Annotated in this window: 14 protein-coding genes and 1 pseudogene; 2 read left to right on the top strand and 13 right to left on the bottom strand. The window is 51.8% G+C overall.

What is annotated here, in order from left to right; genetic code table 11:
• The first annotated feature begins 363 nt into the window (after positions 1–363).
• A complete protein-coding gene (locus AC245Y_RS23805; protein ID WP_026157545.1) occupies positions 364–561 on the top strand; it encodes a hypothetical protein in 198 nt (65 codons plus the stop codon).
• Between the two features lie 16 nt (positions 562–577).
• Here AC245Y_RS23805 and AC245Y_RS23810 read toward each other — a convergent pair whose 3' ends face one another.
• The 9 genes from AC245Y_RS23810 to AC245Y_RS23850 all read right to left on the bottom strand — a co-directional run bounded on the left by AC245Y_RS23810 (position 578) and on the right by AC245Y_RS23850 (position 7,760).
• Positions 578–847, bottom strand: a complete 270-nt coding sequence (locus AC245Y_RS23810) for an ATP dependent DNA ligase (RefSeq protein ID WP_017995806.1) — start codon at positions 845–847, stop codon at positions 578–580.
• Positions 848–905: 58 nt separating this feature from the next.
• Positions 906–1,283: a CPBP family glutamic-type intramembrane protease gene (locus AC245Y_RS23815; protein WP_017995807.1), complete on the bottom strand. Its 378-nt coding sequence runs from the start codon at positions 1,281–1,283 to the stop codon at positions 906–908.
• 370 nt (positions 1,284–1,653) lie between these two features.
• Positions 1,654–2,301 carry a CPBP family intramembrane glutamic endopeptidase gene (locus tag AC245Y_RS23820; RefSeq protein WP_017995808.1) on the bottom strand — a complete coding sequence of 216 codons (648 nt, stop codon included), beginning with the start codon at positions 2,299–2,301 and terminating at the stop codon, positions 1,654–1,656.
• A complete protein-coding gene (locus tag AC245Y_RS23825) occupies positions 2,276–3,469 on the bottom strand; it encodes a YcaO-like family protein (RefSeq protein WP_157628353.1) in 1,194 nt (397 codons plus the stop codon). The genes AC245Y_RS23820 and AC245Y_RS23825 overlap by 26 nt, the downstream gene beginning before the upstream one ends.
• Positions 3,470–3,642: 173 nt before the next feature.
• Positions 3,643–4,761 carry a hypothetical protein gene (locus AC245Y_RS23830; protein WP_157628354.1) on the bottom strand — a complete coding sequence of 373 codons (1,119 nt, stop codon included), beginning with the start codon at positions 4,759–4,761 and terminating at the stop codon, positions 3,643–3,645.
• An 8-nt stretch (positions 4,762–4,769) separates the two neighbouring features.
• A complete protein-coding gene (locus tag AC245Y_RS23835; RefSeq protein WP_080635467.1) occupies positions 4,770–5,708 on the bottom strand; it encodes a SagB/ThcOx family dehydrogenase in 939 nt (312 codons plus the stop codon).
• 20 nt (positions 5,709–5,728) lie between these two features.
• Entirely contained in the window at positions 5,729–6,886 is a 1,158-nt protein-coding gene (locus AC245Y_RS23840) for a radical SAM/SPASM domain-containing protein (RefSeq protein ID WP_017995811.1), read from the bottom strand.
• 228 nt (positions 6,887–7,114) lie between these two features.
• Complete coding sequence (locus tag AC245Y_RS23845) at positions 7,115–7,477, bottom strand: VOC family protein (protein WP_017995812.1); 363 nt, start codon at positions 7,475–7,477, stop codon at positions 7,115–7,117.
• Between the two features lie 37 nt (positions 7,478–7,514).
• A complete protein-coding gene (locus AC245Y_RS23850; protein ID WP_017995813.1) occupies positions 7,515–7,760 on the bottom strand; it encodes a hypothetical protein in 246 nt (81 codons plus the stop codon).
• 363 nt (positions 7,761–8,123) lie between these two features.
• On the opposite strand from AC245Y_RS23850, the pseudogene AC245Y_RS23855 reads away from it, so the two are divergent.
• Positions 8,124–9,566 (top strand): annotated as a pseudogene (locus tag AC245Y_RS23855) (YifB family Mg chelatase-like AAA ATPase); the annotation flags it as partial.
• A gap of 583 nt (positions 9,567–10,149) precedes the next feature.
• On the opposite strand, the gene AC245Y_RS23860 reads toward AC245Y_RS23855, so the two are convergent.
• From AC245Y_RS23860 to AC245Y_RS23875, 4 genes are all read right to left on the bottom strand, one after another.
• Positions 10,150–11,339, bottom strand: a protein-coding gene (locus AC245Y_RS23860) for an IS3-like element ISRle4 family transposase (protein ID WP_085989693.1) whose coding sequence is annotated in 2 segments (ribosomal slippage) — positions 10,150–11,090 and positions 11,090–11,339 — 1,191 coding nt in all. Because the reading frame shifts where the segments join, the coding sequence is not laid out codon by codon here.
• A gap of 92 nt (positions 11,340–11,431) precedes the next feature.
• Positions 11,432–12,817 carry a YcaO-like family protein gene (locus tag AC245Y_RS23865; RefSeq protein ID WP_080635468.1) on the bottom strand — a complete coding sequence of 462 codons (1,386 nt, stop codon included), beginning with the start codon at positions 12,815–12,817 and terminating at the stop codon, positions 11,432–11,434.
• Positions 12,818–12,820: 3 nt separating this feature from the next.
• Positions 12,821–14,731 (bottom strand): RiPP maturation radical SAM C-methyltransferase, encoded by a 1,911-nt coding sequence (locus AC245Y_RS23870; RefSeq protein WP_080635469.1) that lies wholly within the window; start codon positions 14,729–14,731, stop codon positions 12,821–12,823.
• Between the two features lie 5 nt (positions 14,732–14,736).
• Positions 14,737–15,132, bottom strand: a complete 396-nt coding sequence (locus AC245Y_RS23875) for a hypothetical protein (RefSeq protein ID WP_017995818.1) — start codon at positions 15,130–15,132, stop codon at positions 14,737–14,739.
• Positions 15,133–15,179 lie beyond the last annotated feature (47 nt).

A 15,179-nucleotide genomic window follows, 5' to 3' on the forward strand; every position in this document is an offset into this window, starting at 1 on the left:
CTCGCCAAACCGGCAATCTTGGCTATCATTCGAAAGGCCCAGGGGCCATGTCACCAAGCAAGAGCTGCAGCGCTTAAACTAGGGGTTTTCCGTTCGCGGTCAAGCATTCTTTAGCCTTTGCAGAGTCATTTTAGAGCATGGTGAAGTGGGCAGCTGAAAGACGAGGTCGAAGAAGACGATCTGACGGCGTGTTCGAAACGACGCCGAACGACAGGATCAGGTTTACGGTCCGCGAGTGGATGGAGAAGAACACGTATCTGCTGGTACATGAGAGCTCGACGAGTATGGTAGCGTGGATGGAAGCGCCTGGGGCGCGCCATTCTTGTTGGGCGCCGATTCTTGAAAACGAAATGGAGCGTCAGCATGCCAAATCTCGCGCAGATGACTGGTTCACTGCATATCCACAACTTCTATATCGGGAAGTTAAAAACTAAGCAGGAGCAACTTTTCGGCACCGACCCTGAATTGGCGATGCTTCTCGACAATGTGGCTGCCGTACTGTCCGAGCACGCTGTAGTGTTGTCTGACGATATCGCTGAGATGGAGTGTGATGACACGTGAGCTGAGGGGACTACCGTTAGGCAATCTCATAAACCGCTGCGTTATCCTGCTCCTCCCGCAGACCCTTATAGGACGCATGCCGCAGCTTTCCGTCATCAGTCCAGGCCCTGTACTCAATTTCGGCGATCAGCGTCGGCTGCAGCCAGACAACGTTCCTGCGAGCTCCTGAGTATGGGAGCGGTGACGTCTTGCGGGTGATCTTGTCCATCATGCCGCGAAGCTCTGAGACAGCGCTCTCTTTGAAGCCTGTTCCGACCGACCCGACATAGACCAAGCCGTCACCCATGCGGGCGGCAAGGACCAGTGACGCGATCTTGCGCCGCGCAGCCGTGGATCGCCCAAAGTTAATGACTGCGACTGGCTCGAAGCGATGTCTCAAGCTCAAGGTTACCTAGGCGAGAGCCATAGAAGATAACGAACGTAGCGTGAGCTAAAAGTGCTGGAACTAAACTATGACTAACCAGCACCGCCAAGCCACCAATGAGCGAAATCGCTATGCAACTACTCGATATCAAAACCAGTTGGAGGACTGTCCTAACCTGAACCGCTTGTTGCACTACAAATAAAATTCCAGATAGCATTATTGCTGCCCAGCCATCAAACTGAAGTAAATCAATTGCGATTGCAATCAGTATGCCTCTGAAAAAAAACTCTTCGATCAATGCACTAATTCCAATAGCGATTGGCCTGCGCCAACTGCGCATCGCCATCACCGACTTCATCCAAGGTATTTCCAAAATTTGCCTACGAGCCTCTCCAGGTCTTGCTCTGAACGCGCAAATGAGCCCGTCCGCAAGTAGTGCAGTCAGACCCAGCTCGCCGGCTATGGTAAGGAAGGTTATCGGCAAAACCCGCAAATCGAGGTGAAGCCAAGAGGAAACTGATACGTCATAGATCGACGTTAAGATTGCTGCGGAAGCTGCTCCAAGGAGAAGGTATAAAAAACCCGTGAAGCTGGACCAAAGCTCCCCACGGAACGCTGTTCGAAGAGTACGGTATCGGGACGCAGATTGCCAAATCCATCCAGTGTGACTGAAGCTGGCAAGTAGCCCCCACGTAGTTGCGGCCGAGAGCGCGATGAGAACGAAAGCACTATGCGCTGACATATCGTCGCCATCCAATGACAAAAATTAGCAAGTTGGCGAAAACGTGAGCAATTACTGGGCACCACATATTTCCGCCACCTGTAAGGTAGAGCCCACCAAACAACAGTCCCGAATAGAACTTAGGCGCCATTGCGCGCCAGCCGAAGCCGAAATGGTTTAATGCAAATATTAATGCTGAAAGTACTGTGGCAAAGGTACCTGACGCCGATATCAAAATTATGAGCTGCATCCATATAATCCTGAACAGTAATTCCTCTTCGGCGGCAATGAGAAGAGCCCATACAATGTCTCGATACGAAGCGCGATTCGATTGCCGGGAGACGGTGGATCTGCCTTCTTCTCGACCGCTATACATAAAAAAGCCGATGATAATCTCACCAAGAACGCTGAAAATCGCGGTCAATACAGTAACAATCGCCATATTAAACGACGGAAAGTCATGTTCTATTTCTATGTTGATCAATAGGAAGCATGACGCCAACATTAAAAATAGTATAGAAGCATAATTGAAATAAAACCCGCCGGGTATCGCTTTACGATTATCTCCAACTTTAGCCGCTGATATTGTTGAACTGACCGGGCAAGAAGTTGCCATTAAAATGAATACATCAAGGTAATGGGTGAGGAAACTCATTAGATATTCCTCCCGCTTTGAGAAATTTCGGGTGTTGGCTGTAGGGAACGCTAGGTAAACACATTGTTATCAACTCCGGAGCAAAGATTCTAACAACATACCAGCCGAACTGTCTTACCTCGGGTGGGGTCACGTCGAGAAAAACTGCGTTTCGAAAAGCTAAACCGGCATTTTCCACAATTGATCTAACATCCTGATTTGACGTCCCTGTCGAATGAGACTTGAGGCTTGAAAGCGGGACTCTTCTTCGAATCCTGGAGAATATTGCGGCCTTTTTCTTATCTGCTTCGTAAGGATTGGCGTACCACCCGACATTAGAATCCAGGTCTACAAAACGCTCCCTTCGAGAATTGGGAAAATATTCATCGGGAGCAAATAGCGCTCCATAAAACCCGAGAAAAGTAATTGCACACGCCTCCATAACAGCGCGATATACTCCTCTTACGGGATCCAAATCAGCTTGGCTGCCGAAGACCAGTAGAGGACGTTTTCCGTTTTTTTGTTCCAGTATTGCTCCAAAAACGTACACATTTGGAGATGCGGTAACAGGATATCTAACAACGCGCAGCGTAAACTCCCCGAGAGAAGCGCATAGGCTAGAGACTATTGTGTCGTCCAATATTACTTCTTCTATATCGCCTAGTGTGTACCAGTTGAACATCAATGCATCTATTTGAACGATTTCTAAAAGAGAGTTCAGGAAGGCGCTTTGGAAGTTGGTATGAGCGGCTGTTCCCGTGGAGAACGTTGGCAAGATTCTCGCTTCGTTCGGCCTATTTACCTTGTGGCCCATGAACAAAACTTGCATGGGGGTCAGAATCGTTTTAGTCGGCTGTTGCAACGATGGACAGGGGAGCCATGCTAGCCGCGTTTCCGACGTCGCTGCTTCCAATCCCCCGTATTTCCCAGCACCAAGTTTAACACGGTCGCTCTCCGAAAAAATTTGCAGCAATCTCAGCGGAAGTACATCTCTTCTCCCTGAAACTGTCTTGTGGCACCCATATTCTACCATGCCATCAAAAAGGGTAGCGCTCCCAACTGAAGAATATCTTTCTATCCCTTCTCCGACGAACCGGATGAGTGCCTCTTCGATATGGACACCGTAGCCAGCCAGGTGAAAACGGATTTCGAGTAATGGATCGATCAACACGCGATGATAGTTCGGCATGTGACCCGTTACCGATCTTATGTTCAAGCCGAAGGGATGTTCGATCGGGCTAACCAACATGCTTTGAAGAACACCGGTGTGTTCCCCAAATGTTCTTCTGATTAGATTTTCCGAGATATGCCGATGAGTGGGATAGAATCGAAGCGCATTTGCGGGAGACATCATTTGTGAACCTATGTGGCGGCTTCTGGGCTCGGCCTGGATGTGCTTGGGTTCTCAACGGCGACACAATCGAGCATCTGTTCAACAATTTGTTGAGCGGAAGAATAGATGCCTTTCATCTGCATCTTTGAAACGAATCCGCAGGCCGGGCAGTAAGGGACACGTAGCAAATCTTCGGCATGAAACTCCAAAAGTGGGAGATAGACATTGATGCTTCGACCACTGGCGCGAGCCATCTGCAATGTTGACAGTTGCGCCGCTTCCGCAAGACCAGCTGCGGTTATCAGATGGGCGAAGAGTGACTCGGAAGCAAAAGGAGATTGCGCGCCCGTAGCAGCGTTCTTAACGTAATCGTTATAGAGAGTTGTATCCTCAAGACGCGCTAGTAACCTGTGTTCATAGCATTCAAAGCATCCAGTTTCAGGTGGGATGCATGCTAAGAGCGACGCGAACGGTCCATCCATTAAGCCGATAACAATTGGCTTTCGTAGTTCGATTGACAACCTGTTAAGGTTGCGCAGAACTGTTAAGCGCGGCCTCGTGAAGCAGACAAGAACGCAGGCATAGAATTCGAATTGGTGACGAAGATCCTCCAACTGATTTGCATATCTGACCGCATCGGTTTTGTCAGTCAAATCGATTTCGGACAACTTTCTGAATGTTTCATCACCAAGTTTATCTATCGGTATCCCCGAGTTTCTTGAAATAAGATCTGCAGATTCATTCCCTGAGATACTATCTGATATATATAATACCGGTCTCGCTTCCGAAATGAAGTCCTGGAATCCCGTTCTCTCTCCACCCAGCAATTCGATTATCAGGGATTGAATTTTACTTTGACGTTCAGGATATACGAAACCTTGCTCAACTAATCTATCGAATATAGCTGAGTAATCCAAGCCATCCGCCCCCGCTCCTTCTTCTTGGGAGAAAGCGGCTACATCTATTGTACCTTTGTTGAGTAGTTCAGCCACGGCGGAGCGAAAGAAGCCTCGCGCCTCGACACTTTGGTCCACGAGGGAAAGTGTAGCTTCAGTATAATTCCAAATACCTTTTCGAAATCGAATTTCTGTATCGGAACCGGAAAGTATCCGTACACCAGGTGCGAGTTTGTAGATTGAATGATCCATAACCCCCTCTAGGTCCGTCCCACTAATATTAGGTGGATTGCATGTTGGGTAAGCCCGTCGACGGCACAGTGGCGTTCGATTGTTTGCTTTTTGATCCCGCCGACGTCGCAGCTTCCGATGCCGAGCCCTGTACAAGCCAAATGTATATTCTGTGATATCTGGCCAACTTCAATGAAAGCGAAAGCCATCCCGGAGTGTCCGTACTTCCGACTATTTTCGTAGAGATTATAGATAAAGATCATCGCGAACGCTGCTCCACTCGCCCGCAAATCGCCATAACCCGCTAATTCATCAATACTTGCAGAAGTTGAGATTTCTGCTAGCGAGTGTGTGGAGGGAAAGTAGTGATATATCGCGGGTGCGATATTCGCGACCCTATTGGCTATCACATAAAGGTCGATGGGGTGCAATCCTCCTCCAGATGGAGCGGCTCTTTGCTCTAATAGGTGGTTTTGCCCGAAGGTAGAGGTCTCCGAATCTGCAGGCGACACACGTCGTCCCGTTACTCCCTGAGCATAATAAAGAATACTACCAATCTCGCTCTCGGAAACGATAGATGGCGAAAAATCGCGAAATGACCTTCGCGTCCTAATCGCATCTTCAAGATTCATTTGGACGGGTTGTGGTGGAGGAAGCTGAATGCATATACGACCATGTCCGGCTCGCCGGTTGGCCAGGGCGCCTATCACACCGCTCGAGTTGTAGTTGCTGATACCGAGCGGGCGAGCGAATGACGATGAACTTGGTTGAAAATTTAGGAGATATTCCTCTCCTAATAGCCGCCCCTGCGAAAATAAGCTGCCTCGAAATAGACTTTCCGGGGAGGAAACAAGGCTAGTTTCGGAATGTATTGAGATTTCGATATTATTACAGAAGCTTACGACGTCAGCAACGGCGCCTAGCTCCTGTGCTTTGAACTCATCAAGTGTCATCTCGCGTTTTTGCATAAGTCCTGCGCTCCCAAGATCTAATGAAAACGAGCAGGCGAGGAGCCCCAGACCGAATCAGATCTGAAGTTCATGCTCCAATAAGGAGCCTGCCGCATGCAGGCTGTGCCTTCAAACTTCTCGACGGAATTGAGTAATCTCGCCATCCAACCTTCCACCACCCAATCAAATTGCTTCACATCGAAGTCCGGTCTCAAATGCTCTAGGATTTTTTTGGTGCAGACCGGTTGCTCATCAGACAGGTCTCTCTCAAATGAAATTTTCTCAGCGAGGCAGCCGCCGTGGCACACAGTTTTATATTCACAGGTCCCACACATTCCTTTCAGCTTGGGTGAAGTCTCCTCGAAGAGCTTCGTCATCTTCGCAGCAAGCTGATCAAAAGAAGCCGGTGAGGTATATTCAAGCGCTCCTATGTCGCTATGCTCATATATCAGAGGGCAAGGAAGAAGCTTTTTGTCTGGCGTGACGCTTAGAAAACCCGTTCCAGCGGTGCATCGTCTAGTAGTCAGGATGTCAATATCGTTCTGATTTGACGATCGATTTAAGGTTGGCGCGTCAATCCGCGCCCGATTGAGGATCGTTTGATGTATGATTGCACGTAGCATATGTTCGTGTAATGCCGCGTTTATGTTTGCATTCCGCCCCTTCTTGACGCGCGCCACGGGGGAAAAACGTACAAATGAAACGCCCTTGTCGAGGCAGTATTGAATCACTTCTGGGATCTCGTCGATGTTTCTATCTGAAACAGTCATCCCGATGCCTACGTTGAGGCCTGCCGATGCCACGCGTTCAATCGCGGCCGTCGCCATTGTGAATGTACCCGATCCCCTAAGCGCATCGTTGGTCTCGGGTTTAGCCCCATCCAAGCTTATTCGTACGCGAAGGCGCCAAAATTCCCGGAGTTGGTCAATCTTCTTCTCGTCAATGAGGCCACCGTGCGTAAGCAGCTGGATCCAGTATCCCTTATCGTGGGCATAGCGAAGAACTTGAAAAATGTTCTTGTAGATAAAGGGTTCACCACCGGTGATTGAGATGTAGCGATGGCCCTGCTCGTACGCCGCATCTAACAGATCGCGTGCGTCAGATAGATCAATGCCAGGGACGTCCGACCTATCCAGGTTGAAGCAGAACCGGCAATGTAGATTGCAGGCGTTAGTTAAATAAAAATCGACTGCCATCCGACAGCCCTCCGCTTCCTACCAGCATGAAGTGCAGCAGCAGGCATTTCCATCACAGGTACTGGATGCCCCTGGCGAAAGGACTATCTTTTGGCTTCCGAGCTCCAAGGTCGTACTGATCCGCCGGACAAAGGAGATCAGACCTACAGAACGCCTAGCTTTCTGGCCATCAAAGAGATGATCACCTTCGCTGTCTTTATCGCGATGAGCCATTGTTACCTCCCAGGCTTAATGCTGAAATTCAAATAGCCCGACGCCATTGCCGTCGGGATCAGCAATCACCGCGGCGTTTGCACGCTTTCCCACAACCGGCAGAGGAAAAGGCCCGGCGATAACCGAACCCCCCTCGTTTTGAAGGGTTTTGATGGCTGAGGAAAGATCATCGACTTCGAAGTAGCAGCACACCGTTTCGTCGGCCGCTTGCCGTTGAAACATAGTCACGTGAATACCTTCGCTTTTCACCTCAGTTACTAGCGAGCTACCCGAAGAATCTGCCTTGTTGGCATTGGGTTGGCTGCCTAAAATCAGCTCGTAGAATTTCGACGATTTCTTAAGATTAGACGTTGGAATGTCAATACTGCGGAGCTGCATTTCTACTTCTCCTTTTGTTCGTCCAAGTATGGGCGATTCAATTACATATGATCGAAGAGGCGAGATCACCTACGGCTATCACTTTCGTAATCGCAGCCTTGGCGTCCTCGGTCATGCCCGGTAGCTGCGACAGAAAGACCAACGCAGAACGAACGCGCGGCCATTCTCCGCAAAAATCGTCAATGGACCCTTGGGTGCCAGTGTCGCCCAGCGGACCGGGCTTAAGGTTTTTCAAGCCCTCACCGATCGCTTTTTTTTGGTCTGGAGAAATTACCTTGGCCATATCATTCAACCCTCTGCGCTCGCGTCAAAGTTTTAACGAGAGGCGCCGCAAGAACCTAAAGACATGTGGGTGTAACAAACGATACTGAACTGATAGCGTGTTATCGCACTACGTGTCAAGTGTATTTTTCAGGTGTGACACGGAAATGTACTTGTGATGTAGAGAATTGCGGTAAGATAAATCTTTTATAACCACAACTAATTAGATGCCGTAATGCGTAGGTAGTATATCCCTGGTGACGTAGATTGTAAACGTCACTGGGATACCATGCGGGATACATGTTTTAGAGAACGAAACACCTGCGTCGGCAACATACACGTCATTTCAAATTTCATTACTTTGCTCGAATTAATCCACCCCATAATGCAGATCGTCGGCCTGCCTGACAAGGCGGTTGCCGAAAGCCGCGAGCGCGTACAGGCCGCCCTCCACGCCTCCGGCCTGGCGCTGCCGGCGAAGCGCGTGACGGTCAATCTGGCGCCTGCTGACCTGCCGAAAGAGGGCTCGCATTTCGATCTGCCGATCGCGCTCGCCCTGATGGCCGCCCTCGGCGCCATTCCCGCCGATGCGCTGTCGGATTTTGTCGTCGTCGGCGAGCTCAACCTCGATGGAACGATCGCCGCCATATCCGGCGCGTTGCCGGCTGCGATCGGCGCCAATGCGCTCGGCAAGGGGCTAATCTGCCCGGCCGAAAGCGGCGCCGAAGCCGCCTGGGCAGGTTCGGACGTCGATATCCTCGCACCCCGCAGCCTGATCGCCCTTGCCAATCATTTCCGCGGCACGCAGGTCCTGTCCCGGCCGGAAGCGTCGATCCGCGCCAATGCCGCAAACCTGCCGGACCTTGCCGAGATCAAGGGCCAGGAAAGCGCCAAGCGGGCGCTCGAGGTCGCAGCCGCCGGCGGTCATAACCTTCTGATGGTCGGTCCTCCGGGCTCCGGCAAGTCGATGCTGGCGGCCAGGCTGCCGTCGATCCTGCCGCCGCTTTCGGCCGCCGAGCTGCTGGAAGTGTCGATGGTCCATTCGATCGCCGGCCAACTCTCCGGCGGCAAGCTTTCCGATCGCCGGCCCTTCCGCACCCCGCATCATTCCGCCACCATGGCCGCCCTCGTCGGCGGCGGTCTGCGCGCCCGTCCGGGCGAAGCCTCGCTTGCCCATCACGGCGTGCTCTTTCTAGACGAGTTTCCCGAATTCACCCCGCAGGCGCTGGATGCGCTGCGTCAGCCGCTCGAAGGCGGCGAATGCGTCATTGCGCGTGCCAATCACCGTGTTTCCTATCCGGCAAAATTCCAGCTGATCGCGGCGATGAACCCTTGCCGCTGCGGCATGGCCGGCGAGCCGGGCTATACCTGCGCCCGCGGCCCGCGCTGCATGAGCGATTACCAGGCCCGCATCTCCGGCCCGCTGATGGATCGCATCGATATCCGCATCGACGTGCCGGCCGTCTCCGCCGCCGATCTGATCCGGCCGATGGCGGCCGAAACCAGCGCAGACGTCGCCCGCCGCGTCGCCCGCGCCCGCGAGATCCAGCAGGAGCGCTTCGAAAGCACCGGCGCAAAAGGCATCGGCACCAATGCCCGCTGCTCCACCGCGATGATCGAGAAACTGGCCGAGCCCGACGCCAGCGGCCTGCAGCTGCTGCGCGATGCCGCCGAAAAGATGAAATTCTCCGCCCGCGGTTACCACCGCGTGCTCAAGGTCGCCCGCACGCTTGCCGATCTCGACGGCAAACCGACCGTCGGCCGCATCCATCTCGCCGAAGCGATCTCCTACCGCATTGCGGGTGAAAGGCTGACGGCGGCGGCGTAAAAAGAGGGGCGCCGAAGCGCGCCCTCACGATCATATGGGCGAGACCTGACTGTCAATCTGGCGTTTGCCAATTGCGCCTGCGCTCGTATCGCTTCTGGTTGCTGAGCTTCCGGTCGAACCCAGGCATTGCGAACACCGTGGGCGAGTTTAGCTTAAAACATCAATATGGAAATACAGGCAGTCCGCGCGTCCATCCAATCCATCCACCAGCACCTCGGCCATAAGACAATTCCTCAATTCGGGTTTTCGATTTCAGCAAGGGCGTTCGCAAGCCTTCCCATCTTCAGGGACGGCCAGATAGCCTGATTGTACGGTTCCATCTCGATGTCACATGGCAAACGGCTTCTTCAAATTCGGGCCGGTCCTCCGGGCGATTGGCCGAAAATGGTTTTTCACAATGCTCACTGAGCACGAATAACCTGATGACCGTATGTCGGAGCGGACCGTGCCTCCCTTTTTCAGGCTCGAAATTTTCTGCATGGCAGCCTAGCCTGCATCTCTTTGAAATTCTAAGCCGAAACGCCGGTTGACCCCGCCACTTCATGGAGCAGTGGTTCGATGTTTTTGACCTTGCCCCCAAGTTTTATCCAGTTTTGAGTTCGCTCCAGCGGTTTTTGGTTGCTGTTGTTGGTTCGGTAGCGGCGGGTTGCGGTGCGGAGCCATTTCGGCTGCGCAGCACCGCATCACGTCGCGGGTTGAGTGTCTGAGCGAATTCGGCCGGTGTCAGCCAGCCAAGGCCTGAATGCGGGCGTTGATCGTTGTAATCGCTACGCCAGTTTGAAAGCGCGGACCGGGCGTGAGCAAGCGACGAGAACAGAGTTTCATTCAAGAACTCGTCTCGCAGCCGCCCGTTGAAGCTTTCGATAAAAGCGTTCTGGATAGGCTTGCCAGGCGCAATGTAATGCCAGTCAACTTTGGTCCGGTCCGCCCATTGCAGGATCGCGTTGCTGGTGAACTCGCTGCCGTTGTCGCTGACGATCATCCTCGGCTTGCCGCGCTCCTCGATAATCCGGTCAAGCTCCCGTGCGACGCGAAGACCGGAAAGCGATGTATCGGAGACGAGCGCCAGGCACTCCCTCGTGCAATCATCGACGACGGTCAGAATCCGCAACCTGCGCCCATCGGTGAACTGATCCGACACGAAGTCTAGCGACCAACGATCATTGGCCACCATCGGCACCAGCATCGGCGCTCGCGTGCCTATCGCTCGCTTGCGACCGCCGCGCTTGCGCACCGTCAGTTTCTCCTCCCGATAGAGCCGGAAGAGCCTCTTGTGGTTCACAAGGTGTCCCTCGCGCCGGAGCAGCACATGAATGCGTCGATATCCGAAGCGGCGACGTTCATGCGCCAACGCCTTCATTCGCTCGCGAAGCTCATGATCATCGTCGCGCCTGGTCTCGTAACGGACCGTCATTCGGCAAAAACCAATGGCTTTACACGCCCGCCGTTCGCTCATCTCATGATGGCTCATCAGATGCGCGACAGCTTTCCGCTTGGCCGCGGGCGTCACCACTTCTTTCCCAGAAGGTCTTTCAAGGCAGCATTGTCGAGCATCGCATCCGCCAGAAGCCGCTTCAGCTTCGTGTTCTCGTCCTCAAGCGTCTTCAGCCGCTTGGCCTCGGACACCTCCATGCCGCCGAACTTGGCCTTCCATTTATAGATGCTGGCATCGCTGACGCCATGCTTGCGGCAAAGCTCCGAGACCGGCGTGCCTGCCTCGTGCTCCTTCAATATGCCGATGATCTGTTCGTCTGTGAAACGATTGCGCTTCATCCTCTGGTCCTCTCAAATGGGCCAGAGCTTACTTCAAAATGGATTATTTCAACGGGGCAAGGTCATTTTCAGGAACGCCTGCCGAGCGTAATTTAGGCTCGCGGGCAGAGATAGGGCGGCACTTGTTGCTTATGAGATCCCAGTGATCTCGTCTTGTCTCCTATCACCCAAAAAACGTGCACTCCGCACGCCGCAACATCGGCTGTTGTCCGATCAATTTTCCAGAACGTTGAGCTCAGAGCGTTGGCATTCAGCGGTGTTTTGGCCGGATCAGTTAGTGCAGCTACCCAGGAAAAAAACTGACTTGCCGCGGCGGCATTATTGGCAAATTGCCACAGGCGATCTCCGATCAGGTCTCTATCGATTTCTCTGAACTTCAAAAGAAGATGCTCAGTGATGAGAAACTCACGCTCTGCTTTTTCAGCTGCTTCACGGACCGACGTGCCAACACCAAAGCCAAATGAAACGTAAGGCCATTCCCCGATTGCGTAACACAGTATGACATTTTTCTCGAAAGCCTTGCCGACCATTACGAAATTCAAAGTTCGCTCGACCATAGAGCGTGTCCAGCAATACCCTCTGATTGACACACTTCTCTTGTTGGACCAGCTGATTGCGACAATTTCCTTTTCAATTAATTCAGAAAACGCTGACGCGACGGCAAATCTAATTGTTGAACCAGCAGCTGAGCCAAAATTATTGGCGAGAATTGGGGCGGAAGCCTCGAAGGGCAAGCTCCTCTCGTTCGGAGCACGTTGCTCTACGTCATCAAGTTCCGAGCACCAGATACCATCTGGGAGGTGGGAGAACTGTGAAGGCCGAATCGCCGCATCAACGTGGCAGGAGTATCTCTCCACACTTTCGAACACGGCTATTTTCTTCGCAGTCTCGGGCTTTGGATGGCAGGACATTCCAATATTATTCGCCCTGGACGACATGAATGTGTCCGTCCGGCAACCAACACTTAGAAATGCCGACTTTTCGTTTGAGAAACCAGGCAGTTGATGGATTGAATGGACTAGGCCGCAGTTTTCGCTGACCGCAGCTTCCCAGCCGAACTGAGTGCCACCTAAGTTGCCGGAGCAGTTGTTCCCACATTCCGGCAGAGGAAGAGCCGTCTCGAGCGGTTCAGCCCGCTGCCTCGCGCAAAAACTGAAACGTTTGAATATGTTGAAGTTGTTTTTCGTGACTATGTTGCCGTACTGTCGAACAACGTCGATAGGGACGACAAGTTCGTCAGAAAAATCATCAGAAAAACCATTGCTGTAAAATCGAGCTATAAGGCAATAGCGGCAGATACCGATCTCGTTGCTGATTATTGGACCAACAATAATGCCATTCTTACCGGAAGTGATCAGAAACTCAGGAGACACTGAAACCGCGTTGTTCGCGGCCTCGGCAGCCACCTTCTTAAAGCCAACGGGGGTGATAACAACCAGCCGTTCATTTAGAAATACAGATAGCGATGGCCTTGCCATTTTCTAGTAAGCCCAGGGGCGAACATCTTTGTTTGGAGTCGCCAATGCCAGAAAAAGCCCGTCTTCTTCAAGCATTAGGCCATCTTGGCAAAAAATTCGAAGAACGGCTGTTATTTCCTCCACGCTGACACTGCCATCCAGAGCGTTTTGCAACTGCCATATACTTACCGGACGCTCGCTGGTGAGGTAATAGCATCTGGCCGGTACGCCGTCATACTGGTATATACCTGCAGTGCGATTTGGCCGCTCGTCCCTTACGAATATAGAACGTCCGGTATACCAGTAGTCGAGACGTGGTGGCGTAAAGCCAGCCCATTGCTCACCCCACCGCCTGACCGCTTCATAGTGCTCGACGAAGCTTTCATCAGAAAGCGCATTTCGGAATTTGTGAGTGAAATGATATGCGATTTTTGAGAGATCGAAATGGCGAGGGTAAATAAAACGATAACTTAGTTCCGGAGCGAAGTCTTCCATCTCGTGACTGTCTCTGTCATTGAATAATGGGCTAAAACGCTCAAGGGAGATTTTTCCAAATCCACCCGGAGGCTGCAGGTGGGGGATTAATTTTATTACCGCTAATTGATCCGCATAGTCCTGCTCCGTTTCTCCCGGAAACCCTCGCAAGAGATTCCAAGCTACGAATATATCGAAATGTTTAGCCCAGCGAAGTAGATTGACATTTTGTATCCCGCGTACGCCTTTTTTCATTAGTTTAAGAATATTTGTATTAAGTGACTCTATTCCGGGCTGTATATGAATGATGCCATTCCGTCGAAAATCCGAAATTTCATCTCTCGTTAAGTTAGATTTTACTTCGTAAAAGAACTGCAAGCTAAGTCCGCTCTCGTACAGGTTCGAGTAGAGTTTTTTTTGGTGCCCTCTATCCATGATGTTGTCTGTTGCCGCGAAGTAAAAGCAGCGGTACTCGGTAGCCAATGCGGTTAGTTCGTTGATCAGGCGTTGCTCGCTTTTCCGCCGAAACGCCATCCCTGTCCCGTTTAAGCCGCAAAATGTACAGTGATGCTTTTGTCCCCACCAACAGCCACGGGAGGCTTCAAACGGAAGCGCGACCGTCCGCATCCCATGGCGGTCCAAGAGCGCTAACTCTTCAGCCCGCCGAAAAAAGTCCGAGTAGTCCGGGAATGGAAGTGAATCCAAATTGTTAAATGGCGGCGGTGTGGGGCCGCGTACCAATTCACCGGTTACGCGTCTGTAGAGGATGTTGGGAACATTCGACGGTTCCTCATCGTCGGCTATACGCATTAAGATCATTGGAAAGGCTACGTCGCCTTCACCTGAGATTGCGTAATCAATGACGTCACAATTGCGCACCAATTCCTCGCCCATCTCGCTCTCGAAGTTTGCTCCTCCAAATAAAAGCTTGGTTTGCGGTGAAAGCGCCCTTATCCGTCTAGCGATTGCAATGGCGGCAACAGTTTGCTGGAACGTGCATGTGAAGCCCACGACATCAAACTTAGTCCAGTCTGTGGCCCCAATGACTTTGTCCAAAAACGCCGGCGCATGCTCATCGCGAATGTGAATCAGAGTTTGGGTGGTCAGCCCAAAACCAGCGTCAAGATGTGCGATATCCTCTGATATCGCTTCCAAATATTTGTCGTGGATGTCGGGAACATCTTGCCCGAACGCGACTTTTGCGAAGAGCCAATCGCCTATTAGTCGCGCATGATGGTTGCAGAGAGGCTCATAGTGTTCCAGACCAACCATCGAAGCGAAGTCTAGATAGTGATGGAAACACTCGACTAAGTGGCCGTTATTACGAGCAATCTCACTTAAAAGGCCAAGTTGGAGTGAGGGCCGCCCCGTTGTCGCAAATGGTGGAGATATAAGTGCGACTGAAAGCGATCTGCTGCTATTCACAAGCAGAAGATTTTCCGAGGAGCTTCCGTGATCCATTTATATCACTCGATACACTGGATCGGAATGTTTGGTCCGAGAAGATACGGATCTTTTCGATCCAGCCGTTGAGCTCGCTTTATCCCCCCTTCTGACCCGCCATAGAAAGTGGATTTGAAGCCCGCGTCGACCTTAACGACCTCACCATAATCAGGAAGACTGATACGGAGCACTTCAGGAAAATCCTCCGCCTTCGCGTCGGTCTTGCTGGCACCTTGCCCAGATGCCGCGAGCGCCTCAGTGTTAACGTAGTCTCGAAAATAGGTGCCTATTGCTTTGGCCGATAGCCCAAAAAGGCCGGACAGCAATACCGTTTCCTTTTCGTTGAGGATTTTCCCCAGAGCTTCAAGTTTATCTGCAAGTTCAACAAGTTCAGCGCGGGTGATCTCATACTCTCTCATCGAATTTCTCCTAGATAATTTCAGAAACCCTTGATAAGTATTTCAAT

It is taken from the genome of Rhizobium sp. SRDI943 (assembly GCF_057653695.1).

What these genes read in the sequence shown, in the direction of transcription:
- AC245Y_RS23875 (WP_017995818.1), bottom strand. Translation starts at nt 15,132, where the DNA reads ATGAGAGAGTATGAGATCACCCGCGCTGAACTTGTTGAACTTGCAGAT.
- AC245Y_RS23865 (WP_080635468.1), bottom strand. Translation starts at nt 12,817, where the DNA reads ATGGCAAGGCCATCGCTATCTGTATTTCTAAATGAACGGCTGGTTGTT.
- AC245Y_RS23835 (WP_080635467.1), bottom strand. Translation starts at nt 5,708, where the DNA reads ATGCAAAAACGCGAGATGACACTTGATGAGTTCAAAGCACAGGAGCTA.
- AC245Y_RS23805 (WP_026157545.1), top strand. Translation starts at nt 364, where the DNA reads ATGCCAAATCTCGCGCAGATGACTGGTTCACTGCATATCCACAACTTC.
- AC245Y_RS23840 (WP_017995811.1), bottom strand. Translation starts at nt 6,886, where the DNA reads ATGGCAGTCGATTTTTATTTAACTAACGCCTGCAATCTACATTGCCGG.
- AC245Y_RS23810 (WP_017995806.1), bottom strand. Translation starts at nt 847, where the DNA reads ATGGGTGACGGCTTGGTCTATGTCGGGTCGGTCGGAACAGGCTTCAAA.
- AC245Y_RS23830 (WP_157628354.1), bottom strand. Translation starts at nt 4,761, where the DNA reads ATGGATCATTCAATCTACAAACTCGCACCTGGTGTACGGATACTTTCC.
- AC245Y_RS23815 (WP_017995807.1), bottom strand. Translation starts at nt 1,283, where the DNA reads ATGAAGTCGGTGATGGCGATGCGCAGTTGGCGCAGGCCAATCGCTATT.
- AC245Y_RS23870 (WP_080635469.1), bottom strand. Translation starts at nt 14,731, where the DNA reads ATGGATCACGGAAGCTCCTCGGAAAATCTTCTGCTTGTGAATAGCAGC.
- AC245Y_RS23845 (WP_017995812.1), bottom strand. Translation starts at nt 7,477, where the DNA reads ATGCAGCTCCGCAGTATTGACATTCCAACGTCTAATCTTAAGAAATCG.
- AC245Y_RS23820 (WP_017995808.1), bottom strand. Translation starts at nt 2,301, where the DNA reads ATGAGTTTCCTCACCCATTACCTTGATGTATTCATTTTAATGGCAACT.
- AC245Y_RS23850 (WP_017995813.1), bottom strand. Translation starts at nt 7,760, where the DNA reads ATGGCCAAGGTAATTTCTCCAGACCAAAAAAAAGCGATCGGTGAGGGC.
- AC245Y_RS23825 (WP_157628353.1), bottom strand. Translation starts at nt 3,469, where the DNA reads ATGCCGAACTATCATCGCGTGTTGATCGATCCATTACTCGAAATCCGT.